This window comes from Knoellia tibetensis, from assembly GCF_048606415.1.
GTDB classification, from domain to species: Bacteria; Actinomycetota; Actinomycetes; order Actinomycetales; family Dermatophilaceae; genus Knoellia; species Knoellia tibetensis.
Genome location: NZ_JBMBWF010000001.1, coordinates 445,547 through 470,288, shown reverse-complemented (window position 1 = coordinate 470,288; position 24,742 = coordinate 445,547). Strand labels below are relative to the sequence as shown.

Sequence of the window (24,742 nt, the reverse complement as noted above, 5' to 3'; positions counted from 1 at the left end):
GGCCCGGGTGACACCTCCCGGCACGCGACCGACCCCCGTCATCCTCGTCCTCGGAGCGGAGTACCGCCAGGCGATGGTCGACGTCCTCAGCCTGCGCTACTCGGCGGAGTACGAGATCGTCGCGCCGACCTCGATGGAGGAGGCCATCGAGGTCCTCACCGAGCTCAGGACGGGGAGCCGGCCGGTGGCGCTCGCCGCGTGCGAGTTCTTCGCCGGCGGCGAGAAGGCGACCCACCTGCTCGCGAAGTTCCAGAAGTTCATGCCGACCGCACGGCGGCTCGTCTACGTGCCGGTCGAGAGGTTCCGCGGGTCGGTCGCCCAGCTGCGCGAGAGCCTCGCCGAGGGGCGGCTCGACCTCTACCTCATGCTTCCGCAGGGAGCGCGCGACGAGGAGTTCCACACGGCGATCTCCGAGACCCTGTCGGACTGGGCGCAGTCGGTGAACTTCTCCGAGATCGACGGCACCCGGATCATCGCCGACGGACCATCGCCGGACCTCAGCCGGATCCGTGACTTCCTCGACCGGATGGGCCTGCCCAACACCGTCCACGCCCCGGACAGCCCGGCGGGCGTCGCGGCGCTCGCGGCCGCCGGGCCGGACGCCGTCATGCCGCTGCTCCAGGCCTCGAACAGCGACGAGATCATCTCCAACCCGTCGAACGCGGACCTGGGCGCGGTGCTCTACGGACGTCCCACCGACATCGGCGCGGACGCCGTCTGCGACCTCGTCGTCGTCGGCGCCGGTCCCGCGGGCCTCGCCGCCGCCGTCTATGCCGCGTCCGAGGGGCTCGACACCCTCGTCATCGACCAGGGGCCGATCGGCGGCCAGGCGGGCACGAGCTCGATGATCCGCAACTACCTCGGCTTCCCCCGCGGCATCTCGGGCATGCGGCTCGCGCAGCGGGCCCGGTCGCAGGCGGTGCGCTTCGGTGCCCGCTTCCTCGCCGGGCACCAGGTGACCGGCCTGCGGATCGGCGAGGGCCCGGACGGCTCGCACGTCGTCGAGCTCGGCGACGACACCGTGCGCGGGCGGACCGTGCTCATCGCGACCGGGGTGGAGTACAGGCGTCTCGGGATCGACACACTCGAGGAGCTCGTCGGGCGGGGCGTCAACTACGGCGCCGCCGCGAGCACGTCGCGCGAGGTGAAGCACAAGGACGTCTACGTCGTCGGCGGTGGCAACAGCGCCGGGCAGGCGGCCGTGCACCTGTCGCGGTTCGCGCGCAGCGTGACGATCCTCGTCCGGCGCGAGAGCCTGGTGGCGACGATGTCGAGCTACCTCATCCGCGAGATCGAGGGGAACCCGCGGATCACCGTCCGGCCCCGGACCGTCGTCACCGACGGGGGCGGGGAAGGGCGCCTCGAGTGGCTCACCGTCCATGACGTCGACGCCGGGACCGACGAGCGGGTCGAGGCGGCGGGTCTCTACCTCCTCATCGGCGCCGCGCCCATGTGCTCCTGGCTGCCCAATGACGTCGCCCGCGACGACCTCGGCTTCGTGCTCGCCGGCGCCGACACCCCGTGGCAGTCGTGGCAGGGCGGCCGTCCGCCGGAGCCCTTCGCGACGACCGTGCCCGGGATCTTCGTCGCCGGCGACATCCGCTGCGGCTCGATGAAGCGAGTCGCGTCGGCCAGCGGCGAGGGTGCCGGGGTCGTGCCGCTCGTGCACGCCCACCTGGCGCCGGACGCGGGCTGAGCCGGACGGCATACGGTGGGGTCATGCTCGTCGCCTTCTCCGTGTCCCCGTCCGTCTCCGACGACCAGGGCGGGGTGACCCGACCGGTCGCCGAAGCCGTCCGCATCGTCCGCGAGAGCGGCCTCCCGCACCGCACCGACGCGATGTTCACGACGATCGAGGGGGAGTGGGACGAGTGCATGGCCGTCGTCAAGGCCTGCGTCGACGCCCTCGCCGCGCACGGCCCGCGCGTCGGCCTCGTCCTCAAGGCCGACATCCGTCCCGGCCGCACCGGTGAGCTCGAGGGCAAGCTCGAGCGCCTCGAGGCGACGATCGCGGAGCAGTCGGAGCAGTCGGAGCAGTCGGAGCCCTCCGGGGCCTGACCTCCCGGCCCCCGCGCCAAGAAGTTTCGAAACCGTCACGGTCGACGGAACTCCCTCGTCGGCGCGCAGCCGCGCGGATAGCGTGACCGGGTTGGCGACGAGAGCCCGGGGACGACGCAGGAGGAGCACGAGGCATGTGGAAGGCGATCCGCTACCGCGGCGGCCAGTCCCTCGTCCTCGTCCTCATCTCCGCACTCGTCGCCACGTGCGCCGCCTTCGCACCGCTCTTCTCACGCTCGATCGACCAGGCACTGCTGCGCGCGACCCTCGGCCGCCTCGAGCCGGCCGACCTCAAGCTCGGCGTGCTCGCGAGCCGCACCTCCGACCCCGAGCTCGCGGCGGGCGCGGTCGAGGCCGAGATCCCGCGCACGCTCGACGAGTGGTACGAGCCGGGCATCGCCATGACCACGGCCAACACCGACGTCGTGCCGACCAAGGGCAAGAAGCCGTCACCCGTGCGCCTCGTGGCCCGCGACGAGGTCTGCGACCACCTCACCCTGAGCGCCGGAGCGTGCCCCGGCGGCGCCGACGACCTGCTCGTGTCGGACGCCGACGCGAAGGCGTGGGGCTGGCGGCTGGGCACGACCCTTGTCGTCCGCAACAGCGACGGGCAGCCGCAGCCCTTCGTCGTCTCGGGCGTCTACACGGCCAAGGCGGACCCGGACTACTGGCTGCGCACCGAGCTCCAGGGCAAGTCGGGCAAGCTCGTCGACTACGGCGACCTCGTCGACGCCGTGGACGACTTCGTCGTGGCGCCGGCCGGTCTCGAGCGGGGCTGGACCGATGCGCAGCTGTCGGTCGACTACCGGCTGAAGACGTCGACGATCACCCTCGACTCCCTCGCCGCGGCCGGACGGGCGGTTGACGCCGTGCGCCCACCGAGCCTCGCCACCGTCGACAGCCCGTTGCCGCGGATCGCCCAGCAGGTCGACGACGGCAAAGGCCTCGTTCGCCAGCTCGTGCCCCTCCTCATCGCGCAGCTCGTGGCCGTGGCGCTCGCGGTCCTCGTCCTCGTCGCCGGGGCCGCTGTGGCACAACGCCGTCCGGAGATCGCCGTCGCCCGCCTGCGCGGTCGCAGCCGCGATGCCAGCCGTCGCCTCGTCATCGCCGAGCTCGGGTTCACGGTCCTGCTCGGGCTGCCGCTCGGGGTGCTGCTCGCCGTGGGCCTGGGTGAGCTCGTGCGCCGGTTCGTCCTGCCACCCGGTGTGCCGTTCGAGCTGGGGTGGCAGGTGCCACTCGCTGCCGGTGTCGCCGGGCTCGCGTCGCTCGCGGTCGTGTATGCCGCCGCGCGGCCGGTCCTGCGCGAACCCATCGCCTCGCTCCTGCGCAGCGTCCCACCTGCGACGACCTCGCGGCACCTGCGCGTCGGCGACATCGTCCTCGTCGTCCTCGCCGCGGTCGGGGTGCTCGGCATCGCCACCGGGCAGGTCACCGGACCGATGGCGATCCTCACCCCGACGCTGCTCGCCCTCGCCGCCGGTGCCCTCCTCGGGGTCGGGGTCGTCGTCCTCGCCACCCGCCTCGGCCGCCGGGCCCTCGAGGGGGGACGCCTCGCGTCCGGTCTCGCCGGGGTCGCCATGGGCCGTCGCCCCACGACCCGTCACGTCCTGCTCGTCGTCACGGCGGTCTCGGCCCTCGTCGTCTTCGCCGCCAACGCCGTCTCCGTGGCCGACCGCAACCGGGAGAACCGCGCCAAGGTCATCGTCGGGGCTTTCGCGGCGCTGCGCACCGGCTCCAAGGACCCGACTGCCGTCGCCCGCATCGTCGACGCGCTGCCGGCCGGGCAGCGCGAGCACGCCATGCCGGTGGGCTTCGTCCAGCAGCGCGACCCCGACTCGACGACGACGATCGCCGCCCGCCCGGAGCAGCTGCGACGCATCGGCTGGGCTCCGCCGGCGCAGGTCCCACTCGACCTCGGTGCGCTCTCGCTGCCCGACCAGGACCCCGTCCTCCTCGACGGCAACCGGCTCACCGCCCGGATCGCCTACGACCTCTCGGCCACCGGCTTCGGCTTCGGCCCCGTGCCCGACGGCATCGACCCCAAGCGCTGGGTGCCCGGCCCCGTCGACCCTGAGCCGCTGCGCGTCGGGATCACGGTGACGACCCCTGCCGGTGACGTCCTCACCCGCGACGTCACCGCCCTGCCGTATGCCGGCCGCGGCACCAAGGCGGTCGACGCACCGATCCTGTGCCCGAACGGGTGCCGGCTCCAGTCGGTGTGGGTCCAGCTGGCGCAGGGCCAGGCCCTCGACGCCGTGCAGGGTTCGGTCGACCTCTCCGGGTTCGCCCTCGACGGCCGCTCGCTCGGCATCGACGACCCGTCCGGCTGGCTGCGGCCGCGGGGGGCGGCGGAGTCGCCGAGCGGCGGAGGTGGCACCGTCATCGACCCGGCCACGGGCATGCCGATGGAGGTCACCGGGCCCGCGGCGGACTCGATCGCGCTGGACAAGGCCCCCGCGGGCGGGCTGCGCCTCACCTTCAGCAACACCGGGCGCAACGCCGCCGTGAGCCGCGCCGACGCACCCGAGGTGGTCCCCGCGCTGCTGTCAGGTCGCATCCCCACGGGTGGCACGGCCGAGCGGTTCGACATCCAGAGCCTCGCCGGTCGGACGACGCCGGCGAGAGCGTCCCAGCGGGTTCCCGCCCTGCCCTTCGTCGGCAACCGGGGAGCGCTCGTCAACCTCGACCTCATGCTCCGGCTGGGCGGCAAGCTGCCGGCCACCGGGTCGATGGAGGTGTGGATCGACGACGCCTTCCCCGGTGGTGTGCCCGGCGCCGAGCGCGTGCTGCGCGACCAGGGCCTCGAGGTCCTCTCGACGCGGTCGCTGCCAGAGAGCAAGCGCCTGCTCGACGAGTCGGCGACCGGGTGGGGCCTCCTGCTCGGGCTCTTCACGGCTCTGCTGTCGCTGCTGCTCGCGGCTGTCATGCTCGTCGTCGTCGCGATGACGACGGGCCGGGTCGTCACCCGCGACATCGCCGCGCTCCGGGTCGCCGGTGTCTCCGGGCGGGACCTGCGCCGGGCGACGGTGCGCGAGGCGGTCGTGCCGGTGGCGCTCGCGGCCGTCGTCGGCGGCGCCTGCGGGGTGGCGGGTGCGGTGCTCGCGATGCCGCTCATCCCGCTCTTCGACACGCCCGCTCCGGTGCCCGCTCTCGACCTGGCGCCGTCGTGGCTCGTCATGGGCGCAGCCTGGGTGGTGACCGTCGCGGTCCTCGGGGCCGTGGCCGCGCTCCTCGCCCTCCGGGCGTCGAGCTCCGGCGACATCGACCGGCTGAGGGAGGCGTGGTGACCGGACTGCCCGTGCTCACCGCTGGCCTGGTGCACATCTACCGGGCCGAGCACCACGACGTCGCGGCCCTCGCCGGTGTCGACCTCACCGTGCAGGCGGGGGAGATGCTCGCCCTCCTCGGGCCCTCGGGGGCCGGCAAGTCGACCCTCCTCACGCTCTTCGGTGGACTCCTGCGACCCAGCGCCGGCCGGATTCGCATCGGCGACCACGAGCTGTCGCGCATGTCCGAGCCCGACCTCGACGCCCTGCGCGGTCGCGAGGTCGGCATCGTCCTGCAGGGCGCCTCGCGCAACCTCATCCCGCACAAGACGATGCGCGAGAACGTCGCCTTCGCGCAGGGCTCGCGTCGCTCTCGCGGCGACGTGGTGCCGGTCGACGAGGTGCTCGACCTCGTGCGGCTCGGCGACCGAGCCGACCTGCCGCTGTCCTCGCTCACGCCCGGCGAGCTCCAGCGCGGGGCACTCGCGGTGGCCGTCTCGACGAAGCCGGGCCTCCTCCTCGGCGACGAGCCGACGAGCCAGCTCGACCACGAGGCGCGCGACCAGGTCCTCCAGACCCTCGCCGACATCAACGCGACCTGGGGCACGACCGTCATCGTCGTGACCCACGACCCCGAGGTCGCGGCCCGGATGCCGCGCACCGTCACCATCCGCGACGGCCGGGTCGGCGCCGAGGGCCGCGAGGGCGAGGAGTTCGCCGTCGTCTCGGCCGACGGGTCCGTCCCGCTGCCACCGCACGTGCTGGCCACCCTGACGCCGGGCACGCTCGTGCGGCTCGTCGAGTCGGAGGCCGGCTGGACCCTCGTGCGCGACGAGATCGACGACGTCAACGCCGTGGACCAGCTCGGTGGGGAGGTGCCCGATGGGCAGGCACTCTGACCGGCAGCGGACCTTCGGCCGGCGCGGTCAGGCCGGGGCGTCCTCGGTGTCGCGCGCTCCCGAGGGCTTCGTCGACGTCCGGGCGGTCGGCGTCACCTACGGCGACGTCACGGCGCTGGCCGGTGTCTCGCTCTCGGCGCGGCCCGGGAACTTCATCGCCGTCACGGGTCACTCCGGGGCCGGCAAGACGAGCCTCATCAACGCCATCGCCGGCATCGTGCCCCTCGCCTCCGGCGAGGTCGACCTCGGACGCGGGTCCACCCAGCGCCGCGACCCCAGCGCAGTCGCGATCATCCCGCAGGGCAACGGTCTCGCGAGCGTGCTCACGGCATACGAGAACGTCCTGGCCCCCCTGCGGGCGCGAGGTCTCTCGCCGGCGGAGGCGGCCACAAGGGCGAGCGAGGCCCTGGCCGCCGTCGGTCTCGGTGAGTCGGGGACGCACCTTGTCGAGGAGCTGAGCGGCGGTCAGCAGCAGCGCGCCGCGGTCGCGCGGGGACTGGCCATCGATGCCCCGGTGCTCCTCGCCGACGAGCCCACGAGCGAGCTCGACCACGACAACCGCGAACGCGTCCTCGACCTCATGCGGGCGCGGGCCGACGCCGGCGCGGTCGTCATCATGGCGACGCACGACCCCGAGGCAGCGGCCCGGGCGGACGTCGTCATCGAGCTCGACGACGGCCGGGTCGTCGGCGGGTGACCCGACCTGCCGGACGTGGCGCGGGGCCACGCCCGGCAGGACGTGTCGCTGTCAGCCGCCGAGCGCGATCCTCACGACCTGGCCGCCACCGGGCAGGACGCTGCCGGTGGTGACGAAGGCGTTCGAGCCGCGCACCGCCACGCCGTAGGGGGCGAAGAGGCCCGCGGCGACGGTGGCGTGGGTGGAGCCACCCCTGGTGACCTTCGCGAGGCGACCGATCGGGCCGTTGAGCAGGCCGTTCTCGGCGATCTCGACGGCATACAGGCTGCCGTCCCCGGCGAAGGCGAGCGAGGTGACGTTGGTGAGGCCGGTGGCCCACTTCGTCGGCATCGAGCCGGGGACGACCCGCCAGATCGAGGAGGCGCCCTTCTCGAACGGGTAGCCGACGAGCTGGCTCACGTACCACGCGCCGTCGGGACCGCGGACGACGTCGGTCGGCACCGCGTCGGCCGGGAAGCCCGGGAACGGTGCGGCGGGACCGAACGCGGGGACCGGCGGCAGGGCCGTGACCGTGGTGCCGTTGGTGCGCACGACGGCGTTGGCGCCGGCGTCCGCGACGACGTAGGTGTTGCCCCAGCGCGCCAGACCGACCGGGTTGCTGTCGAGGTCGGTGCCGTCGGGGTTGTTCGACTCCTCCTGGGCGACGAGGTCACCCGCGCTCTGAAGGGCGCCGGTGCGCAGGTCGCCGGTGAGGACGTGGCCCAGCCAGGCGCCTGCCGAGCCGAGGTCGTCGCGGAACGAGGGCGGGGCGCCGAGCCCGATGCTCACGGCGAACTTCGAGTTGCCGGTGAAGGCGATGTCGGAGGGGCCGGTCGCATCCTGCTCGTTGGCGACCGACGGCAGGCCGGTGACGACCCGGCTCACCGAGCCGTTGCCGTTGACCCGGGCGATGCTGCCGGAGGGCCCCACGCAGGACTAGCCGAACTCGGGGTGCTCGGCGCAGGCGCCGTCACCGCCAACGCCGGCCTCGGCGACGTAGAGCTGGCCGCCCGGCGAGAAGGCGAGCTGGCGGGGGCTGTTGAGGCCGGAGGCCACGGGGAGGGGTGCGCCGTCGGCGAAGGCCGCCGAGGGGGCGAGGAGGGCGACGGAGGTCGCGAGTGCGGTCCCGATGGCCGCGAAGCCGAGTGTCCTGGACGTCATGGAGGTCTCCGCTCGGATGGGGGATGCAGACCCCAGCCAGCATCCTCCGGGGCCCGGACGACGATCGGTGAACGACCAAATACCGCCCACCTGAGCCAGTCCTCAGCGCCGCGCGAGGAGTCCCTCGATCTCGGGGTGGGCCCGGCGGTAGCCCTCGAGCAGCGCCCGTGCGGTCGACACCGAGTCGACGAGCGGGTGCAGCGCGAAGGCCTTGAGCGCCGCGTCGGCCGAGCCGGTCGTCGCCGCCTCGATGACGAACCGCTCGACGGCCTTGACCTGCTGCATGAGACCGAGCATGTGGCCCTCGACGGGCGGGAGCGCGGCCGTGTGCGGACCGTCGCGGTCGACGACGCACGGGATCTCGACGACGGCGTCGGACGGCATACCGGGGACGGCGTCTCCCGCTCGCACGTTGAGGATCATCGACGACCGCTCGCCGCGGCTGATGGCCGCCATGATCGCCAGGGCGACGCCCTCGTAGCCGCCGCCGGCGACGTCGGCCTCGTCGCGCGCCTCGTCCTCGGCACGGGCCTCCTGCATGTAGGTCGCGTCGCGCTGCTCGCGCACCCGGTGCCACTCGGATGCCGCGCCCTCGGGATCGCTCGCCACGCTCGCGTAGAAGGCGTCCTGCTGCTCGCGGAGGAACTCGCCGCGGGTCTGCGGGGCCGAAGTGATCGCGGTCCGGGCCTCACGCGAGAAGTAGTAGTAGTAGAGGTACTCGTTGGGGACCGCGCCGAGCGCCGCCAGCCACTCGGGTCCGAAGAGGCGCCCCTCCTCGAGGGTCTCCAGGGCGGCGGGGTCGGCAAGGAGCCGGGGGAGGTGGTCGGTGCCGTCGACCCGCAGTGCGCGAAGCCAGCCGAGGTGGTTGAGGCCGACGTAGTCGATGTCGGTGGTCGTGGCGTCGAGCCCGAGCGCCCCGATCGCCCTGCGCGCCAAGGCGATCGGAGAGTCGCAGATGCCGATGACCCGGTCGCCGAGCACGGACTGCATGGCCTCGGTGACGATGCCGGCGGGGTTGGTGAAGTTGATGAACCAGGCCTCCGGCGCCACCTCGCGGGTGCGGCGGGCGATGTCGAGCGCGACGGGGACGGTGCGCAGTGCATAGGCGAGGCCGCCGGGTCCGGTCGTCTCCTGGCCGATGACACCGAGGTCGAGCGCGACCCGCTCGTCACGGGTGCGGCCCTCGAGCCCGCCGACCCGGATGGCCGAGAAGACGAAGTCGGCGCCGCTCAGGGCCACGTCGAGGTCCGTCGTGCGCGTCACGCGGGGCGCGTCCGCGTGGCCCGCGCCGAGCTGGTCGAGGACGAGCGTCATCGCCCTGAGGCGACCCTCGTCACGGTCGTGGAGGACCACCTCGGTCACCCGCTCGTCCGACTGGTCGCGGAGCAGGGCTCCGTGCACGAGGGGGACGCGGAAGCCGCCCCCACCCAGGATCGTCAGCCTCACGCGACCTCCACCTCCACGCCGCGGTCGCGGCACTCGTCGAGAATGAGCGGGTCGGCCCCGGCCGAGGTGACGAGCACGTCGACCTGGTCCACCCGGCAGACGCGCAACGTCCCCGACCCCGGGATCTTGTGGCCGTCGGCGACGACGACCACCTCGCGGGCGGCCGCGATGAACGCCCGCTTCACGGGCACCTCGACGAAGGTCGAGTCCATGACCTGGCCGCCGCTCGCGATCCCGCTCGTGCCGATGAAGGCGCGGTCGACGCCGATCTGGTGCACGGCGTCCTCGGTGAGGACGCCGACGAGCGAGTGGTAGGACCGGCGCAGCATCCCGCCGAGGAGGATGAGCTCGACGGCCTCGTCGTCGCGCAGCGCGTCGAGGACGGCGAGACTGTTGGTGACGACGGTGATCGCGCGTCCGCGCAGCTTCTGCGCGAGCCGGGCCGTCGTCGTGCCGATGTCGAGGGCGACGACCTCGCCGTCACGGACGCGGGCAGCAGCTGCGACGGCGACGCGGGCCTTGGCCTCCGCGTCGGCCCGGGCGACGTCGTCGAAGGGACGGAGCCGGTCCGGGTCGGTCGTCGCCACGGCCGCACCGCCGTGCACGCGGGTGAGGACTCCGGCGCGGTCGAGCTGGTGGAGGTCGCGGCGGATCGTCGAGGGGCTCACGTCGAGGGCGCTCGACAACTCGCTCACCGACACGGTGCCGACCTCGCGCACCCGGGCGACGATCTCGCTGTGCCGCTGGACCTTCACATCGGGCAAGGTACCAAGAGTGAGCATTTTCGGCCATGCCTGCGCAGGTCGAGTCCCCTCCCAGCACGTATGCCGGGGAAGAAACGCGCAAAAACGCGCACGCCGGTCTTGCGGAGACGCCGCGAACGGGCCACGATGACGAGGTGCCGGTGGACCAGACGTACGACCCGCTCGCCTCGCTGAGGCGCGCCGACGACCCCGGCGTCGATGTCTTCGTGCAGGGGACGGTCTTCCTCGACATCATCTTCACCGGGCTCTCGGCGATGCCCAAGAGCGGCACCGAGGTGTGGGCCGAAGGCATGGGGTCGTGCCCGGGCGGCATCGCCAACCTCGGCGTCGCCGCGGCCCGGCTCGGGCTCAACACCTCGATCGGCGCGGCCTTCGGCGACGACGACTACGGCGAGTTCTGCTGGCGCTCCCTCGAGGAGCAGGAGGGGATCGACCTCTCCCGCTCGCGTCGCTACCCGCACTGGCACACCCCCGTCACGGTCTCGGTCTCGGTCCACGGCGACCGCCGGATGATCACCCACGGGCACGCGGCGCCGGAGTCGGCCACCGACATGATCGGCGCCGTGCCCCGGGCCCGGTCGGTGCTCCTCGACCTCGACGCCGAGCGGCCCCTCGGACAGGGGCACCCCGAACGCGAGTGGGCCGACGTCGCCGCTGCCGGCGGCGCCCTGCTCTTCGCCGACGTCGGCTGGGACCCCACGGGGGTGTGGTCACCGCAGGTGCTCGCCCAGCTCGAGGAGTGCCACGCGTTCATGCCCAACTCGGTTGAGGCGATGGCCTACACCCGCACCGACTCCGCGCACGACGCGCTCTATGCGCTGGCCGACCTCGTGCCGCTCGCCGTCGTCACGAACGGGCGCGAGGGAGCCGTGGCCATCGACTCGGGGACGGGCGAGGAGGCGGTCGTGCCCGCGCTGCGCGTCGAGGCGATCGACCCGACCGGCGCCGGTGACGTCTTCGACGCGGGGATGCTCGTCGGCACCCTCGCCGGCTGGCCGCTGCTCGACCGGATGAACTTCGCGACCCTCTGCTCGAGCCTGGCCGTGCAGGAGTTCGGTGGCTCGCTCGCCGCACCCGGCTGGGGCGACATCGCCGACTGGTGGCAGCGCGTGCGCCGCCAGCCGACGTCGAACGCCGCGGCCCGCTCGGTGCAGCGCCGCTTCTCCTTCCTCGACGACCTCGTCGCCGACGTCCCCTCGGGGGCCGTGCGCCGCGCCGCGGCGACGATCGCCAAGCTGTCCGACGCCCAGGCCGCCTCCGAGGCGTCCGGTCAGGACGTTCGCGCTCCCTCGGCGGCCGACCAGACCGCCAGCCCAGCCACCGTCCCCGACGCACCCGTCACCACCCTGCCTCTCAAGGAGACCCCATGAACCGCACGCGCACCACGCTGGTCGCACTCGTCGCCGGCGCCGGCCTGGCGCTGAGCGCCTGCGCCCCAGGCGGGGGGTCCGACGACTCCTCGGGCGACTCGGCGTCGCCCACGCCCGGAGCCGTCAAGACCGACGCGGCGAGCCTCGGCGACGTCACGCTCACCGTCTGGGACCAGGAGGTGCGCGGCGGCCAGGAGAAGCAGATGTCGACCCTCAACGCCGAGTTCCAGAAGAAGTACCCCAACATCAAGATCAAGCGGGTCTCGCGCTCCTTCGACGACCTCGTCAAGACCCTGCGCCTCGCGCTCACCGGCGCCGACGCCCCGGACGTCGTGCAGGCCAACAACACCCGCTCGCAGATGGGGGAGTTCGTCAAGGCCGGCCAGCTCGTCAACCTCGACCCCTACGCCACGGCATACGGGTGGGACAAGCGCTACCCGCAGTCCGTCCGCAACGTCGCGTCCTACTCGCCCGACGGCAAGACCTTCGGCTCGGGCTCCCTCTTCGGCATGCCACAGGTCGGCGAGGTCGTCGGCATCTTCTACAACGACGCCAAGCTCAAGACGCTCGGCATCAACCCGCCCAAGACGTGGGCCGACTTCGACGCCGCCCTCGCGACGGCCAAGTCCAAGGGCGAGGTCCCGCTCGTTCTCGGCAACCTCGAGAAGTGGCCCGCCGGCCACGTCTTCGGTGTCGTCCAGGGCCGGTTCACCAAGGCCGAGGACATCCGCAAGCTCGGTTTCGGCCAGCCGGGCGGCAGCTGGGTGACCCCCGAGAACACCAAGGCCGCCCAGACGCTCGTGGACTGGGTGGACAAGGGCTACTTCAACTCCGGCTTCAACGGCCAGGACTACGACCCCGCGTGGCAGGGCTTCACCAAGGGCCAGGGCCTCTTCCTCATCGCCGGCTCGTGGCTCCAGGCCGACCTGTCGTCGGCGATGAAGACCGACGTGAAGTTCATGCTCCCGCCCGCACCCGAGGCCGGTGGCACCCCGGTGACGACCGGTGGGTCGGGCCTGCCCTTCGCCATCACCGAGAAGGCGAAGAACAAGGACGCCGCCGCGGCATACATCAACTTCATCACGAGCCCGGAGGCGATGAAGGTCCTCGCCGACAACGGCAACCTGCCGGTCGTCGAGACGGCCGAGCAGAAGGCGCCCGACGCGCTCGGCACCGACGTCTTCACGGCTTTCGGGACGGTGTCGAAGGACGACGGTCTCGTGCCCTACCTCGACTGGGCGACGCCGACGATGGGTGACACCCTCGGCGCGACGCTCCAGGACCTCCTCGCCAAGAAGGCCACCCCGGAGAAGGCGCTCGAGGCGCTCCAGAAGGACTACGGCGACTTCACCGCGAAGTGATGGGGTCGCGCACGCGCTCGCTCGGACCACCGGGGGAGCCCCGCAGGATCGGTTACCTCTACGTCCTGCCGGCTCTCCTCGTGTATGCCGTCTTCGCCCTCTACCCGTTGCTGCGGGCCGTCCACCTGTCCCTCTTCGAGTGGGACGGGCTGACGGTCGGCACCTGGGCGGGGCTGTCGAACTACCAGGAGGTGCTCACCGACGAGCGGCTGCGCGCCGGGTTCGTCCACGCGCTCGTGCTCATGCTCTTCTTCGCCGTCGTGCCGCTCGTCGTCGGGCTCGTGCTGGCATCGGTGCTGCACCGGGCGAGCGTGCGCGGGCTCGGGTTCTTCCGGACCGTCGTCTTCCTCCCGCAGGTCGTCGCCATGGTCGTCATCGCCGTCGCGTGGCGCCGGATCTATGCCCCCGACGGGACGATCAACTCGGTGCTCACCGCCGTCGGGCTCGAGTCGTGGACGCGAGGGTGGCTGGGGGAGTATGCCTTCGCCCTGCCCGCCGTCGGGCTCATCGGGACGTGGTTCGAGAGCGGGCTCGTCACCGTGCTGCTCCTCGCCGGGATGGGCCGCATCCCGCGTGAGCTCTACGAGGCGGCGCGGCTCGATGGTGCGGGCGCGGTGCGTGAGTTCTTCACCGTGACGCTGCCGTCGGTGCGGGGTGAGATCGCAGTCGCCCTCACCCTCACCGTCATCGCCGCGCTCAAGACCTTCGACCTCATCTACATGACGACGTCAGGCGGTCCGGGCCACCAGACGACGGTGCCGAGCTACGAGGTCTACCGGCAGGCGTTCGAGATCGGTCAGGTCGGGCTCGCCTGCACGATCGGCGTCGTCCTCACCGTCATCATCTTCGCGATCAGCTTCGGCATCACCCGGGTCGGCGACAGGGTGGCCGACTGATGCGGGTCTCCACCTCCGAGCGGACGATGAACTACGTCATCCTCGTCGCCTTCGCGGTCTTCGCGATCTGGCCGGTGCTCAGCATCGTCGTCGCCGGGCTCCAACCCGACGCCGAGGCGCCGGGTGGGCTCGGCAACCTCGCCGAGGCGTGGGAGATCGGCCGGTTCGGCAGCTACCTGCGCACGAGCCTGCTCGTCTCGACGTTCGTCGTCGCCGTGAGCACGGTGCTGTCGGTCCTCTCCGGCTACGCCCTGGGGACGATGCGCTTCCGCGGTGCCGACGCGCTCTTCTACCTCATGCTCATCGGCATCATGATGCCCGCGGAGGCCATCGTCGTCCCGCTGTTCTTCGACCTGCGCGCGGTCGGCCTCACCGACACCTTCTGGGCGGTCGCCCTGCCCCAGGTCGCGCAGTCGGTGGCGTTCGGGACCTTCTGGCTGCGAGCCGCCTTCCGGGCGAGCTCGCGCTCGATCATCGAGGCCGCCCGGCTCGACGGGGCGTCGACGAGCCGGATCCTCTGGCAGGTCCTCGTGCCGCTGTCACGCCCGGCGATCGTCACGCTCGTCGTCCTCACCTTCATGTGGACGTGGAACGAGTTCCTCATCCCGCTCGTCATGGTCCCGACGAACGAGGCCCTGCGCACGGCGCCGCTCGGACTCGGCTTCTTCTCGGGCCAGTACACCCAGGGCTACGCCCTGCTCGCGGCCGGCGCGACGATCGTCGCCCTGCCCGTCGTCATCGTCTACCTCTTCCTCCAACGGCACTTCATCGCCGGGATGCTCGAGGGGGCGGTCAAGGACTGAGGAACGCCGCCGCCCCCACAGCGCTCGCGAGGACGACGGCCCCCGGCAGGACCGCGCGAGCGCACCCGATGGGGAGGAACCCATGTCACACGCACAGCGCCGCAGAGGCGTCGCGACGGCAGCCGCCGTCGTCGCCGCCCTCGCCCTGCCCACCGCCGCCATCGCGGCGCAGGGCCCGAATCCACCGGACGCGACGACGTCCTCCGGCCCACCCGCCGACCTCGACGCGATGTTCATCGGCGCCCACCCGGACGACGAGGCGAGCACGCTCTCGACCTTCGGCCAGTGGGGCACCGACCACGACGTCTCGACCGGAGTCGTCACGATCACCCGCGGTGAGGGTGGCGGCAACGCCGTCGGCCCGGAGGAGGGCCCGGCCCTCGGGCTCATCCGCGAGCGCGAGGAGCGGCAGGCCGTCGCCAAGGCCGGCATCACCGACGTCTACAACCTCGACGAGGTCGACTTCTACTACACCGTGAGCGAGCCGCTCACCGCCCAGGTGTGGGGTCACGAGGAGACCCTCGCCAAGACGGTGCGCATCCTGCGCCAGACCCGGCCCGAGGTGCTCGTGACGATGAACCCGGCGCCGTCGCCGGGCCAGCACGGCAACCACCAGGAGGCGGCCCGGATCGCCGTCGAGGCCTACCACGCGGCCGGTGACCCCTCGCGGTTCCCGGAGCAGATCACCAAGGAAGGGCTCAAGCCCTTCTCGCCGGACCGGATCTGGATGCGGGCCGCCAACGGAACGAGCGCCAACGGTCCGGGCTGCGCCAAGGCGTTCGTCCCCGCCGACCCGAGCCAGACCGTCCACGGCGTCTGGTCCGGCACGCCGTCGCCCGATGGCCGCACGTGGGCCGCGGTCGAGCGCGACGCCCAGCGGGTCTACGCCTCGCAGGGCTGGGCCGGCTTCCCCGACGTGTCGACCAACCCGGCTCAGCTCGGCTGCGACTACCTCACACTTGTCGACTCGCGCACGCCGCTGCCCCGCTGGGGCGCCGACGCGGCCTTCACGAACTCGGCGCCGCTCGAGGGCTCGCTCCTGCCGGTCGCCGGTGGGCTGCCACTCGGCAGTGGCATGACGGTCGAGACCGACCGCTTCCGGGTCCAGCCGGGTGCGCCCTTCACCGTCACGGTGGGCGCCACCTCACCGGCCGGCTCCGCGCTGGGTGCCGCCATGGCCCGCCTCGCGGTTCCCGAGGGGTGGACCGTCGCGGGCAGCGGCGCCCTCGGGTCCGTCCCGGCCGGCGCCACTCGGGAGGCCAGCTTCACCGTGACTCCCGCCGCCGGTGCTCCCGTCGGCACCCGCGTGCGGGTTCAGGCCTTCGTCGACGCCGCCGGTGGCACGGGATACCAGGACGAGCCCGTCCTCGTCAGCGCGCCCGTCACGGCCACGCAGCAGCTCCTGCCGCAGGTCGCGCAGTTTCACGCGTGGACCCGCGAGGTGGGCGCCGACGCCCTCGCCGACATCGTCCGTCCCGTCCTCACCCTCGCCTCCGGGGGCAGCCGGACGGTGGAGGTCGCGGTGACGAACCACAGCGCGGCGGTCCAGTCCGGCACGGTGACCCCGCGCCCGCCCGCCGGGTTCACGATGACGCCGGCGACGACGGCATACGCCGGTCTGGCTCCGGGCGCCACGACGAAGGTGACGTTCACCGCGACCAACACCGACACCTCGCTCCGGACCTCGGTCGAGGGCGGGACCGGTGGCGACTACCTCTACACCATCGACACGACGAGCAGCGGGGCCACAGGGACGACGCAGCAGGCGTTCGAGCTCGTGCCCACCGCGACCGTCCCGCAGGCGGCCACCGCACCGACCGTGGACGGTGTCGTCTCCGCGGGGGAGTATGCCGGCCCCGTCCTCGACGTCTCGCGTCGCTGGGAGGGTGAGGCCTGCTCGTCGGCGGCCGACTGCTCGGCGACGGCGCAGGTCGCCTGGCGCGACGACACGCTCTTCGTCGCCGTGACCGTCACCGACGACGTCAAGGGCACGCCGCTCGCGACGAGCGACTGCAAGCGGCACTGGCGCACCGACGCCGTCGAGATCGCCATCGACCCGCGCGGCACGTCGGAGAACACGTCGACGACCTTCAAGGCGGCGATCCTGCCGTGGACCGCGGAGGGTGGCCCCTGCCACCTTCGTGACGCCGACGCCCACCAGGGTGACGGGCCCACGACGGCCCCCGGCATGAAGGTCGCCTCGACGGTGACGCAGCCCTACACCGGCTACGTCGTCGAGACCTCGATCCCGATGTCGCTGCTCCCGAGCGCCGTCGACCCGGGGCACATGGGGCTCAACGTGCTGCCGTATGACTCCGACACCCAGGACAAGACCGGGCAGACCCGCATCGGCTGGTCGGTCTGGGGCGGCGTGCAGGGCGACCCCTACCGCTGGGGCGACGTGCGGCTCGTGGGCTACGTCCCGCCGGCCGGGCGTCCGACCACACCGGCCGACCCGGTCATCCCGACCGAGGCGCTGCAGTCGGTGGACTCGCCGCAGTCGATCGAGCAGGCGGTGCGCACCAACGTCGCTCTCGCCGGCCGTCCCTCGTCCAGCGAGGACGAGATCGCGTGGGTCGACAAGGCCAAGGTGCGCGGCGCCTCCGTCGAGCTGCGGCTGCGGGTGCGTGACCCCGGGACGGTGCACATCACGGTCCAGGACGCCGACGGCATCGCGGGACGCCTCGTCACCGCCGTCGACCGCCCGCGCTCCGGCCTCGTCACGGTCACCGTGCCCCTGACGAGGGCGCTCGGCGCGAACGCGTCGGTCCTGCTCGGTTGGGACGACGGGACGGGAGGGACGTTCTCGTCGACGGCGACTCCGAAGTGAGGTGACGGGCGGCTAGTTTGCTCCTGTGCCCAAGGACCTCAGGCTGCCCTTCGACCCCATCGCGCGTGCCGGGAGCCTCTGGCGCGCGCGGTGGGGCGAGGGCAGCCGTTCGCGCCCCATGGTCACGGCGACGTCGATCATGCGCGTCCAGCAGCTGCTCATCACCGAGTTCGACGCCATCGCCGGCCGCCACGGCCTCACCTTCGCCCGCTACGAGGCGCTCGTCCTGCTCGCGTTCAGCCGTGAGGGGCGGCTTTCGATGGGTCGCATCGGCGAGCGCCTCATGGTGCACCCGACGAGCGCGACGAACACGATCCAGCGACTCGTCGCGCAGGGCTTCGTCGAGCGGGTCCCCAACCCGCAGGACCGCCGTGGCGCGATCGCTGTGATCACCGACACCGGCCGGGCGGCCATGGAGGCGACGACGGCCGACCTCGAGTCGGTCAACTTCGGTCTGGGGATGCTGTCGCCCGACGAACAGGACGCGCTGTTCTCCCTGCTCAGGGGCGTGCGCGTGGCCGCGGGCGACTTCGTCGAGGGACCGGACGCGCGGTCCTCCTGACGCGCGGCCCCCGCCTCGTCGCCGCCCCGCGCGGTGTGGGGTTGCGAGGTTCCCGGCCCCCCGGGATTTGGCCCCGGCCACCGTCCTTTGTCATGGTTGAGGGAAGTCCGTGACCGAAATGAGACATTTCGGTCCCATCCCTGATGCAACCAAAGGACCACGCATGCCCACGCTCGCCAAGCGGGTCGCCGGTGGCCTCCTCGCCCTCCTGGGCGTGGTGCTCACCGCCGTCGGCCTCTGGTACGCCGCCCACCTCGGTGGAAGCGGAACCGCGACCTTCAGCTCGCCGGCCTCCGGCACCACGCCGGTGCTCGTCCCCCAGACCGTCCTCAACCGCGTCGAGGGCGACGTCAAGGTCACGGCCACCCCGCGCAGCGGTGGCACCGTGTGGCTCGCCGCGGCCGCGCCGTCGGACGCCAAGGCGGTGCTGGGCCAGAGCGCCCACACGACCGTCACCGGAGTGAGCACCCGCCCGTGGCAGCTCGAGACCGCGAACACCGGCAACGGCGCCGCCCCGGCGCTCGCGGGCACCGACGTGTGGCGCAACACCGAGACCGGCGACGGCGCCGTCACGATGACCATCGAGCAGGCCAACGCGCCCGAGACCGTCATCGCGCAGGCGACCGAGGGCCAGATCGAGCGCGTCGACGTCACGTGGGAGCGCAAGTCCTGGTTCGTCCAGTCCGTCATCGCGGCCCTCGTCGGCCTCTTCCTCCTCCTCAGCGGTGCGAGCCTGCTGTGGAGCACCCGCCGGCGCCGCATCGCGACGACGACCCCAGACACGGCGCACGCCGACACGGAGCCCGCCGCCACGCTGCCCGCGACGCGCGAGGAGGAGAACGCATGAGGACCCGAACCACCCGTCGTGCGACGACCGCCCCCCTCGTCGTCCTCGTCTCCGCGCTGGCCCTCACCGGCTGCGGCGTCGGCAACGCCGTGGTCGGCGTCAAGGACGCTCCGGCCGAGCGCACCGACGTCGCCCCGCTCAACGTCGACGGCGCCGAGAACGTCGCGAGCCGCGTCCTCGACGCCGCCGCCGCCGCCCGCGCCGCCAAGGGCGCCGAGGCCGCCAAGGCCCAGAGCGCCGTCCTCGCCGACGCCGCGCTGGCGCAGGCGCAGGCCGCGACCAAGCTCGGCTCGGTGGTCGCGTCCGACCCGCTGCAGAAGGCCACCGACCCGCAGGTCGTCGCCGTCTCCCGCGGCAAGGAGTGGCCGCGGGCGATCCTCGTCGGCACCCTCGACGAGGCGAGCAAGACCCAGACGTTGCACGTCCTCATGTCGAAGGCGGCGACCGACCCGTTCAAGGTCTATGCCTCGGTCCCGATGCTCGCCGGCACGAGCGTGCCCGGCATGGGCGACCTCGCCCAGGGCGCGCCGCTCGTCAAGGCCGACGACAAGGCCGGTGCACCGATCGCTCCCGCCCAGGCGATCGCCGCGTATGCCGGTGGGCTGGCCTACCCGAAGCCGGTCGCCAACCCGGCGGTCGGCACCAAGGACGCCTACGCCAACGCGCTGCGCACGTCCACCGCGGCCCAGGTGAAGTCGCTCGGCACGCTCGCGAGCTTCAGCCAGGCGCACGCCCCGGTCGCCAACGCGACGATCGCCTTCCGCCTGGCCGACGGCGGGACGGTGACGTTCGGCCAGCTCACGCGTCGCGACGTCGTCACGGCGAGCGCCGCTGCCAAGGAGCTCGTCATCCCGGCGACCTACAGCAAGCTCGTCGGCAGGTCGAAGGCGAGCAAGAGCCTGACGGTCACGAGCCTCGAGAGCATCGTCATGGTCGTGCCCGCCAAGGGCGCCGCGACGACCGTCGGGGCCGACGAGCAGATCGTCTCCGCCACGGCTGAGTGACCACGCAGGTCCCTGACGACCCGACCTCGCGCCCCGGGCGCGAGGTCGGGTCGGCCTTTGACAGAATCGAGCCCATGAGCAGCACCCCCACTCCTCCCTCGGGCGCGCGAGGCGCCATCGACCTCTCGGCCCTCGGCCGCGGCGCCGCCCCTGCCGGACAGCCCGGAGCCGGCCGCGGACCCGCCGGTGCGCCGGGTGCGCCGGGTGCGCCCTCCGCGCCGGCCGGCTCGGCCGGTGCCCCGGCGCCGAACGGCCTGCCCGAGGGCCTGCTCGTCGACGTCACGGACGCGACCTTCTCCGAGGTCATGAACCGGACCCTCAAGGTCCCGGCCGTCCTCGTCCTGTGGTCGTCGGCCCACGAGCAGACCGTCGGTCTCGCCGAGCGCGTCGCCGCCGCCGCGGCCCGGCTCGAGGGGCGCGTCTTCGTCGTCTCGGCCGACGTCCAGACCTCACCGGCGATCCTCCAGGCCTTCCAGCAGGTCATCGTCCAGGCCTTCGGCCAGCTCACCGTGCCGGTGACGTTCGGCCTCCTCCAGGGCCAGCCGGTGCCGCTCTTCCCCGGCATCCCGCCGGACGAGGAGATCGGCCTCGTGCTCGACCAGCTCGTCCAGGCAGCGGTCCAGAACGGCATCACCGGCCGCGTCGACCTCGGTCCGGCCGGAGACGCCTCCGCCGACGACGACGAGATGCCGCCCTTGCCGCCGCTCATCCAGGAGGCCTACGACGCGATCGACCGGGGTGACCTCGAGGCGGCCGCCACGGCATACGAGAAAGCCCTCGCGGCCGACCCCAAGGACCACGAGGCGGAGCTCGGCCTGGCCCAGGTGCGTCTCATGCAGCGGACCGACGGCATCGACGCCCAAGCGGTGCGGGCCGCGGCCGCGGCCTCGCCCGAGGACGTCGACGCGCAGATCGCCGTCGCCGACCTCGACGTCCTCGGCGGCCACGTCGCCGACGCCTTCACCCGCCTCATCGACACGGTCCGGGCCACCGAGGGCGCCGAGCGCGACAAGGTCCGCACCCACCTCCTCGAGCTGTTCAGCGTCGTGGGCAACCACGACGAGCGCGTGCGCAAGGGCCGCACCGCGCTCATGAACGCCCTTTTCTGAGGTGCCTCCCAAGCTGCTCGACGACCACGTCCGCTTCCGCTACCCCGCGAGCGACGACGTGGTCGCCGTGCTGCTCGACTGCGACCCGGTCATCGCCGGCAGCCGTGAGCTCACCCTCGTCGACGACCACTGGGAGCTCGCGCTGCCGCGCCCGGACCTCCAGCGCATCGAGTACCGCTTCACCGTGACCCGGACGCTCCCCATGGGGATCGGCATGGAGACGGTCCTCGACCCGGACAACCCGGTCACTGTCGAGACCGCGTTCGGCTCCCGCTCGGTCATGGAGATGCCCGGGTATGCCGTCCCGTCCTGGCTGTCGGCCCCTGCGGTTGCCGGGACCCTCACCCCGATGGCGCTCGAGGGCGAGACCACGGACGACGTGCCGGTGACCGTGTGGGCGCCGGAGGGGACGGAGGGCCGGCCGCTGCCGCTGCTCCTCGTCCACGACGGGCCGGAGTACGACCAGCTCGCCTCCATCATCCAGTTCTCCGCGGCCAAGATCGCCGCCGGGGAGCTGCCGCCGCACCGGGTCGCCCTGACCCATCCCGTCCTGCGCGACGCGTGGTACTCCGGCTCGCCGAAGTACCTCAGGACCATTGCGGGACAAGGGATCTCACGCCTGCACGAGCACGGACCCATCGACGGGCCCGTCGTCGTCATGGGCGCGAGCCTCGGCGGCCTCACCGCGCTGCTCGTCGGGATGCTCGACGTGCCCGAGATCGGCGGCGTCTTCAGCCAGTCCGGCTCGTTCTTCCAGGCCCGGCACGACGGTCAGGAGAGCGACTACAAGTACTTCGGGCGGATCTCGCGCCGCGTGCAGGAGATCATCGACACCCGCGAGACCGACCGCCCGCTGCGGATCGGCATGACGTGCGGGGCGCTCGAGGAGAACGCCGCCAACAACCGCGACATGGCGGCGGCGCTGCGCCGAGCCGGTCACGACGTCACCCACACCGAGGTCGCCGACCTGCACAACTACACCGCGTGGCGCGACGCGCTCGACCCACATCTCACCCAGGTGTTGCGCGACCTGTGGGGGAACGCGCAAGGATAGGGCGCATGCCACAGGCCGAGGTCCTCCTCCCCGTGCCGGGCCACGACGCCCGCCTCCGGGTGGTGCGCCACGGCCACTGGGGCCGACCGCTGCTCGCCTTCCCGAGCGAACGCGGGAGCGCGGACGACTTCGAGGCCAACGGCATGCTCGACGCCGTGCGCGACCTCGTCGACGCCGGCCGGGTGAGCATCTTCGCCGTCGACTCCATCGACGGCTTCACGTGGTCCGACAACACCGTGCCCACCGACGAGCGCGCGGCCCGCCACGGCACCTACCAGGCATGGCTCGACGAGTCGGTCGTTCCCTGGATCGCAAGGGAGACCGGCGGGACGCTCGACCTCATCACCTTCGGGGTGTCCCTCGGCGCCTACCACGCCGTGCAGTTCGCGCTCCAGCGCGCGGACGTCGCGACGCTCGCGATGGGCTTCTCGGGCAACTACGACCCGACGACGTGGAACTCGTGGGGCGACCTCGGTGAGGCGACCTACTTAGCCAACCCGACGGCATACGTGCCCGGTCTGCACGGCGAGCACCTCGAGTGGCTGCGCTCGCGGCTCTCGGTGCTGCTCGTCGTGGGGGAGGGGCCCTTCGAGGTGTCTCCCACGCAGGCACTGCCGCAGACCCGCGCCTTCGCGGACGTGCTGGCGCACAGGGGGATTCGCCACGAGCTCGACGTCTGGGGGCACGACAGCGCCCACGACTGGCCGTGGTGGCGCCGCCAGCTCGCCCACCACCTGCCACGTTTCGTCTGACCGCTCGACCGAGAGCAGCACCGCCCGACCGGACCACCCCAGCACCTGACGAAGGGACCGCACATGGCACCGAAGACCGACCACCTCATCGGGCTCCTGCTCGGCGCGGAGGACGACTGGCCGACGGCGTTCGAGGCGCTGGCCAGGCGGCTCGGGGTGATCCGCACGGCCGACGGTGCCGACCACCGGGTGAGCTCGGAGCGGCTCACCATCGAGCCCTTCAACCTGCGTGACCGGCCGCGGCAGGACCTCGTCATCGACCGGCTCGCGCACTGGTACTACCACCCCCGTGAGTGGCTCAAGAAGGTCTCCCTCATGGACGACGTCTACCTGCTCAACAGCCCGTTCACGTTCCAGTCGATGGAGAAGCACTCGGCCTACTGCGCGCTCATGCGGCTCGGGATGCACGTGCCCGACACCGTGCTCGTGCCCTACAAGAACCCCGTCGACAACGCGCGCTGGGCCTACACGTCGAGCCGCTACAACAAGGGCTTCGACCTCGACGCCATCGCCGACGAGCTCGGCTACCCGATGTTCATGAAGCCCTTCGACGGCGGGGCCTGGCGCGGCGTCTCGATGATCAAGGACCGCGAGGCGCTGCACCACGCCTACGACGACTCCGGCGAGATGCTCATGCACCTCCAGAAGGCCGTCGACGGGTTCGAGGTCTTCGCCCGCGCGCTCACCATCGGGCCCGAGACGATGACGATGAAGTTCCAGCCCGACCAGCCGATGCACAACCGGTATGCCGTCGAGCACGGCTTCCTCGCCGAGGAGACCGGCCGCGAGGCGGTCACCATCGCCCAGACCGTCAACGCCTTCTTCCGGTGGGAGTTCAACTCCTGCGAGATGCTCGTGCGCGACGGCGTCGTCTATCCGATCGACTACGCCAACGCCTGTCCCGACGTCGCCGTGACCTCGCTCCACTACTACTTCCCCTGGGCGATGAAGGCGCTGCTGCGCTGGTCGGTCTTCTGCGTCGTCACCGGCCGCAAGGCGCGCACCCAGGTCGACACCGACCCGTGGTTCGCGGTCGCCGACGACGAGGGGCTCGACTACTCGGCCAAGCTCACGGCATACCAAGGTCTGGCGGACGACCACTTCGAGACCGAGCGCTACCGGGAGTTCTGCGAGACCTCGCTTCCGCACGTCGACGAGATGGTGCACGAGTGGGTCGGGTCCGACGAGTTCCGCAAGCTGCTCCAGACGACGATCCACCAGACCTACCCGACACACGAGTGGGAGAAGTTCGAGGGTCACTTCGGTGGGCTGCTCGGCATGTGGCTCAGCGACGAGCAGCACCGGCTGGCGTCGTGAGCCGGGACAGAGGTCGCCACGAGGACGGCGACGACCGCGAGCGTGATGGCGAGGACGAGCTGCCCGAGACGATCACGGTCCGGGTGAGGGGCGGCGCCAGCATCACGCTCGACGACGACGGGATCACGCTCGACAACGGCAAGGGTGCCGTCGTGCGGATGCGCGGGCCGGCAGTCGAGGTCAACGACGGTGCGCTCGAGGTGACCTGATGGCCGACCAGGTGGTCACCGCCGCCGCTGTCGTCACCTGTCCCCACGGGGGCCGGGCGATGCCCGTGGGCGGTGGCCCGTCACGGGTGGGCGCGGGCGGAGCGCCGGTGATGACCGTGGACACCGTCTACACCGTCGTGGGTTGTCCGGCGACGCCTCCGTGCGTCCTTATCCGCGTCGTCGGCGGGGGAGGGCGGGTCACGATGTCCGGGCGCGCCGTCCTCACCACGTCGGCGACCGGGACCACCGAGCCGACGGGCGAGCGGGTGGCGCTGGTCGCTCTCGCTCAGACGCGGGTGCGCGCCGGCTGAGGCGAGCTCGCCGAGGGAGCCAGACATCGACGAACCGACCACCTCTG

The 24,742-nt window shown here is 72.5% G+C and carries 23 protein-coding genes; 19 read left to right on the top strand and 4 right to left on the bottom strand.

Going from position 1 to position 24,742, the window contains the following annotated elements:
- The first annotated feature begins 7 nt into the window (after positions 1-7).
- From ACOJV7_RS02185 to ACOJV7_RS02165, 5 genes are all read left to right on the top strand, one after another.
- On the top strand, positions 8-1,696 hold the full coding sequence (locus tag ACOJV7_RS02185; protein ID WP_420188522.1) for an NAD(P)/FAD-dependent oxidoreductase: 1,689 nt from the start codon (positions 8-10) through the stop codon (positions 1,694-1,696).
- Between the two features lie 23 nt (positions 1,697-1,719).
- Positions 1,720-2,058, top strand: a complete 339-nt coding sequence (locus ACOJV7_RS02180) for a thiamine-binding protein (protein ID WP_420188521.1) — start codon at positions 1,720-1,722, stop codon at positions 2,056-2,058.
- A 134-nt stretch (positions 2,059-2,192) separates the two neighbouring features.
- Positions 2,193-5,345 (top strand): FtsX-like permease family protein, encoded by a 3,153-nt coding sequence (locus ACOJV7_RS02175; protein ID WP_420188520.1) that lies wholly within the window; start codon positions 2,193-2,195, stop codon positions 5,343-5,345.
- Positions 5,342-6,223 (top strand): ABC transporter ATP-binding protein, encoded by an 882-nt coding sequence (locus ACOJV7_RS02170; RefSeq protein ID WP_420188519.1) that lies wholly within the window; start codon positions 5,342-5,344, stop codon positions 6,221-6,223. The genes ACOJV7_RS02175 and ACOJV7_RS02170 overlap by 4 nt, the downstream gene beginning before the upstream one ends.
- The gene (locus ACOJV7_RS02165) at positions 6,207-6,920 is read left to right on the top strand and encodes an ABC transporter ATP-binding protein (protein WP_420188518.1); all 714 of its coding nucleotides are present in this window, start codon (positions 6,207-6,209) and stop codon (positions 6,918-6,920) included. Before ACOJV7_RS02170 ends, ACOJV7_RS02165 begins: the two co-directional genes overlap by 17 nt.
- A 51-nt stretch (positions 6,921-6,971) precedes the next feature.
- On the opposite strand, the gene ACOJV7_RS02160 is transcribed toward ACOJV7_RS02165, so the two are convergent.
- The 4 genes from ACOJV7_RS02160 to ACOJV7_RS02145 all read right to left on the bottom strand — a co-directional run bounded on the left by ACOJV7_RS02160 (position 6,972) and on the right by ACOJV7_RS02145 (position 10,261).
- Complete coding sequence (locus ACOJV7_RS02160; RefSeq protein ID WP_420188517.1) at positions 6,972-7,829, bottom strand: ScyD/ScyE family protein; 858 nt, start codon at positions 7,827-7,829, stop codon at positions 6,972-6,974.
- A gap of 6 nt (positions 7,830-7,835) precedes the next feature.
- Positions 7,836-8,060, bottom strand: coding sequence for a hypothetical protein (locus ACOJV7_RS02155; RefSeq protein WP_420188516.1), 225 nt, complete (start codon positions 8,058-8,060; stop codon positions 7,836-7,838).
- Positions 8,061-8,162: 102 nt separating this feature from the next.
- Positions 8,163-9,506 (bottom strand): 6-phospho-beta-glucosidase, encoded by a 1,344-nt coding sequence (locus tag ACOJV7_RS02150; protein ID WP_420188515.1) that lies wholly within the window; start codon positions 9,504-9,506, stop codon positions 8,163-8,165.
- Positions 9,503-10,261: a DeoR/GlpR family DNA-binding transcription regulator gene (locus ACOJV7_RS02145; RefSeq protein ID WP_420190361.1), complete on the bottom strand. Its 759-nt coding sequence runs from the start codon at positions 10,259-10,261 to the stop codon at positions 9,503-9,505. Before ACOJV7_RS02145 ends, ACOJV7_RS02150 begins: the two co-directional genes overlap by 4 nt.
- A gap of 143 nt (positions 10,262-10,404) precedes the next feature.
- Between ACOJV7_RS02145 and ACOJV7_RS02140 the strand changes: the two genes are divergently transcribed.
- The 14 genes from ACOJV7_RS02140 (at position 10,405) to ACOJV7_RS02075 (ending at position 24,695) form a co-directional block, all read left to right on the top strand.
- On the top strand, positions 10,405-11,640 hold the full coding sequence (locus ACOJV7_RS02140) for a PfkB family carbohydrate kinase (protein WP_420188514.1): 1,236 nt from the start codon (positions 10,405-10,407) through the stop codon (positions 11,638-11,640).
- Complete coding sequence (locus ACOJV7_RS02135) at positions 11,637-13,001, top strand: extracellular solute-binding protein (RefSeq protein ID WP_420188513.1); 1,365 nt, start codon at positions 11,637-11,639, stop codon at positions 12,999-13,001. Before ACOJV7_RS02140 ends, ACOJV7_RS02135 begins: the two co-directional genes overlap by 4 nt.
- Positions 13,001-13,897 carry a carbohydrate ABC transporter permease gene (locus ACOJV7_RS02130; RefSeq protein WP_420188512.1) on the top strand — a complete coding sequence of 299 codons (897 nt, stop codon included), beginning with the start codon at positions 13,001-13,003 and terminating at the stop codon, positions 13,895-13,897. Before ACOJV7_RS02135 ends, ACOJV7_RS02130 begins: the two co-directional genes overlap by 1 nt.
- A complete protein-coding gene (locus ACOJV7_RS02125; protein ID WP_420188511.1) occupies positions 13,897-14,700 on the top strand; it encodes a carbohydrate ABC transporter permease in 804 nt (267 codons plus the stop codon). The genes ACOJV7_RS02130 and ACOJV7_RS02125 overlap by 1 nt, the downstream gene beginning before the upstream one ends.
- A gap of 82 nt (positions 14,701-14,782) precedes the next feature.
- The gene (locus ACOJV7_RS02120) at positions 14,783-17,530 is read left to right on the top strand and encodes a sugar-binding protein (protein WP_420188510.1); all 2,748 of its coding nucleotides are present in this window, start codon (positions 14,783-14,785) and stop codon (positions 17,528-17,530) included.
- Positions 17,531-17,555: 25 nt separating this feature from the next.
- Positions 17,556-18,092 (top strand): MarR family winged helix-turn-helix transcriptional regulator, encoded by a 537-nt coding sequence (locus ACOJV7_RS02115; RefSeq protein ID WP_420188509.1) that lies wholly within the window; start codon positions 17,556-17,558, stop codon positions 18,090-18,092.
- Positions 18,093-18,255: 163 nt separating this feature from the next.
- On the top strand, positions 18,256-18,939 hold the full coding sequence (locus ACOJV7_RS02110) for a hypothetical protein (protein ID WP_420188508.1): 684 nt from the start codon (positions 18,256-18,258) through the stop codon (positions 18,937-18,939).
- The gene (locus tag ACOJV7_RS02105) at positions 18,936-19,943 is read left to right on the top strand and encodes a hypothetical protein (RefSeq protein ID WP_420188507.1); all 1,008 of its coding nucleotides are present in this window, start codon (positions 18,936-18,938) and stop codon (positions 19,941-19,943) included. Before ACOJV7_RS02110 ends, ACOJV7_RS02105 begins: the two co-directional genes overlap by 4 nt.
- A 74-nt stretch (positions 19,944-20,017) precedes the next feature.
- Positions 20,018-21,052 (top strand): tetratricopeptide repeat protein, encoded by a 1,035-nt coding sequence (locus tag ACOJV7_RS02100; RefSeq protein WP_420188506.1) that lies wholly within the window; start codon positions 20,018-20,020, stop codon positions 21,050-21,052.
- Between the two features lies 1 nt (position 21,053).
- Positions 21,054-22,106 carry an alpha/beta hydrolase gene (locus ACOJV7_RS02095; protein WP_420188505.1) on the top strand — a complete coding sequence of 351 codons (1,053 nt, stop codon included), beginning with the start codon at positions 21,054-21,056 and terminating at the stop codon, positions 22,104-22,106.
- Between the two features lie 5 nt (positions 22,107-22,111).
- The gene (locus tag ACOJV7_RS02090; protein ID WP_420188504.1) at positions 22,112-22,858 is read left to right on the top strand and encodes an esterase family protein; all 747 of its coding nucleotides are present in this window, start codon (positions 22,112-22,114) and stop codon (positions 22,856-22,858) included.
- Between the two features lie 63 nt (positions 22,859-22,921).
- Positions 22,922-24,175 carry an ATP-grasp domain-containing protein gene (locus ACOJV7_RS02085; RefSeq protein ID WP_420188503.1) on the top strand — a complete coding sequence of 418 codons (1,254 nt, stop codon included), beginning with the start codon at positions 22,922-22,924 and terminating at the stop codon, positions 24,173-24,175.
- The gene (locus ACOJV7_RS02080; RefSeq protein WP_420188502.1) at positions 24,172-24,384 is read left to right on the top strand and encodes a hypothetical protein; all 213 of its coding nucleotides are present in this window, start codon (positions 24,172-24,174) and stop codon (positions 24,382-24,384) included. The genes ACOJV7_RS02085 and ACOJV7_RS02080 overlap by 4 nt, the downstream gene beginning before the upstream one ends.
- The gene (locus ACOJV7_RS02075) at positions 24,384-24,695 is read left to right on the top strand and encodes a hypothetical protein (protein ID WP_420188501.1); all 312 of its coding nucleotides are present in this window, start codon (positions 24,384-24,386) and stop codon (positions 24,693-24,695) included. Before ACOJV7_RS02080 ends, ACOJV7_RS02075 begins: the two co-directional genes overlap by 1 nt.
- Positions 24,696-24,742: the final 47 nt, after the last annotated feature.

Coding starts and splice junctions, on each gene's coding strand:
- ACOJV7_RS02180 (WP_420188521.1), top strand. CDS start 1,720: ATGCTCGTCGCCTTCTCCGTGTCCCCGTCCGTCTCCGACGACCAGGGC.
- ACOJV7_RS02175 (WP_420188520.1), top strand. CDS start 2,193: ATGTGGAAGGCGATCCGCTACCGCGGCGGCCAGTCCCTCGTCCTCGTC.
- ACOJV7_RS02165 (WP_420188518.1), top strand. CDS start 6,207: ATGGGCAGGCACTCTGACCGGCAGCGGACCTTCGGCCGGCGCGGTCAG.
- ACOJV7_RS02155 (WP_420188516.1), bottom strand. CDS start 8,060: ATGACGTCCAGGACACTCGGCTTCGCGGCCATCGGGACCGCACTCGCG.
- ACOJV7_RS02135 (WP_420188513.1), top strand. CDS start 11,637: ATGAACCGCACGCGCACCACGCTGGTCGCACTCGTCGCCGGCGCCGGC.
- ACOJV7_RS02130 (WP_420188512.1), top strand. CDS start 13,001: ATGGGGTCGCGCACGCGCTCGCTCGGACCACCGGGGGAGCCCCGCAGG.
- ACOJV7_RS02125 (WP_420188511.1), top strand. CDS start 13,897: ATGCGGGTCTCCACCTCCGAGCGGACGATGAACTACGTCATCCTCGTC.
- ACOJV7_RS02120 (WP_420188510.1), top strand. CDS start 14,783: ATGTCACACGCACAGCGCCGCAGAGGCGTCGCGACGGCAGCCGCCGTC.
- ACOJV7_RS02110 (WP_420188508.1), top strand. CDS start 18,256: ATGCCCACGCTCGCCAAGCGGGTCGCCGGTGGCCTCCTCGCCCTCCTG.
- ACOJV7_RS02105 (WP_420188507.1), top strand. CDS start 18,936: ATGAGGACCCGAACCACCCGTCGTGCGACGACCGCCCCCCTCGTCGTC.
- ACOJV7_RS02100 (WP_420188506.1), top strand. CDS start 20,018: ATGAGCAGCACCCCCACTCCTCCCTCGGGCGCGCGAGGCGCCATCGAC.
- ACOJV7_RS02090 (WP_420188504.1), top strand. CDS start 22,112: ATGCCACAGGCCGAGGTCCTCCTCCCCGTGCCGGGCCACGACGCCCGC.
- ACOJV7_RS02085 (WP_420188503.1), top strand. CDS start 22,922: ATGGCACCGAAGACCGACCACCTCATCGGGCTCCTGCTCGGCGCGGAG.
- ACOJV7_RS02075 (WP_420188501.1), top strand. CDS start 24,384: ATGGCCGACCAGGTGGTCACCGCCGCCGCTGTCGTCACCTGTCCCCAC.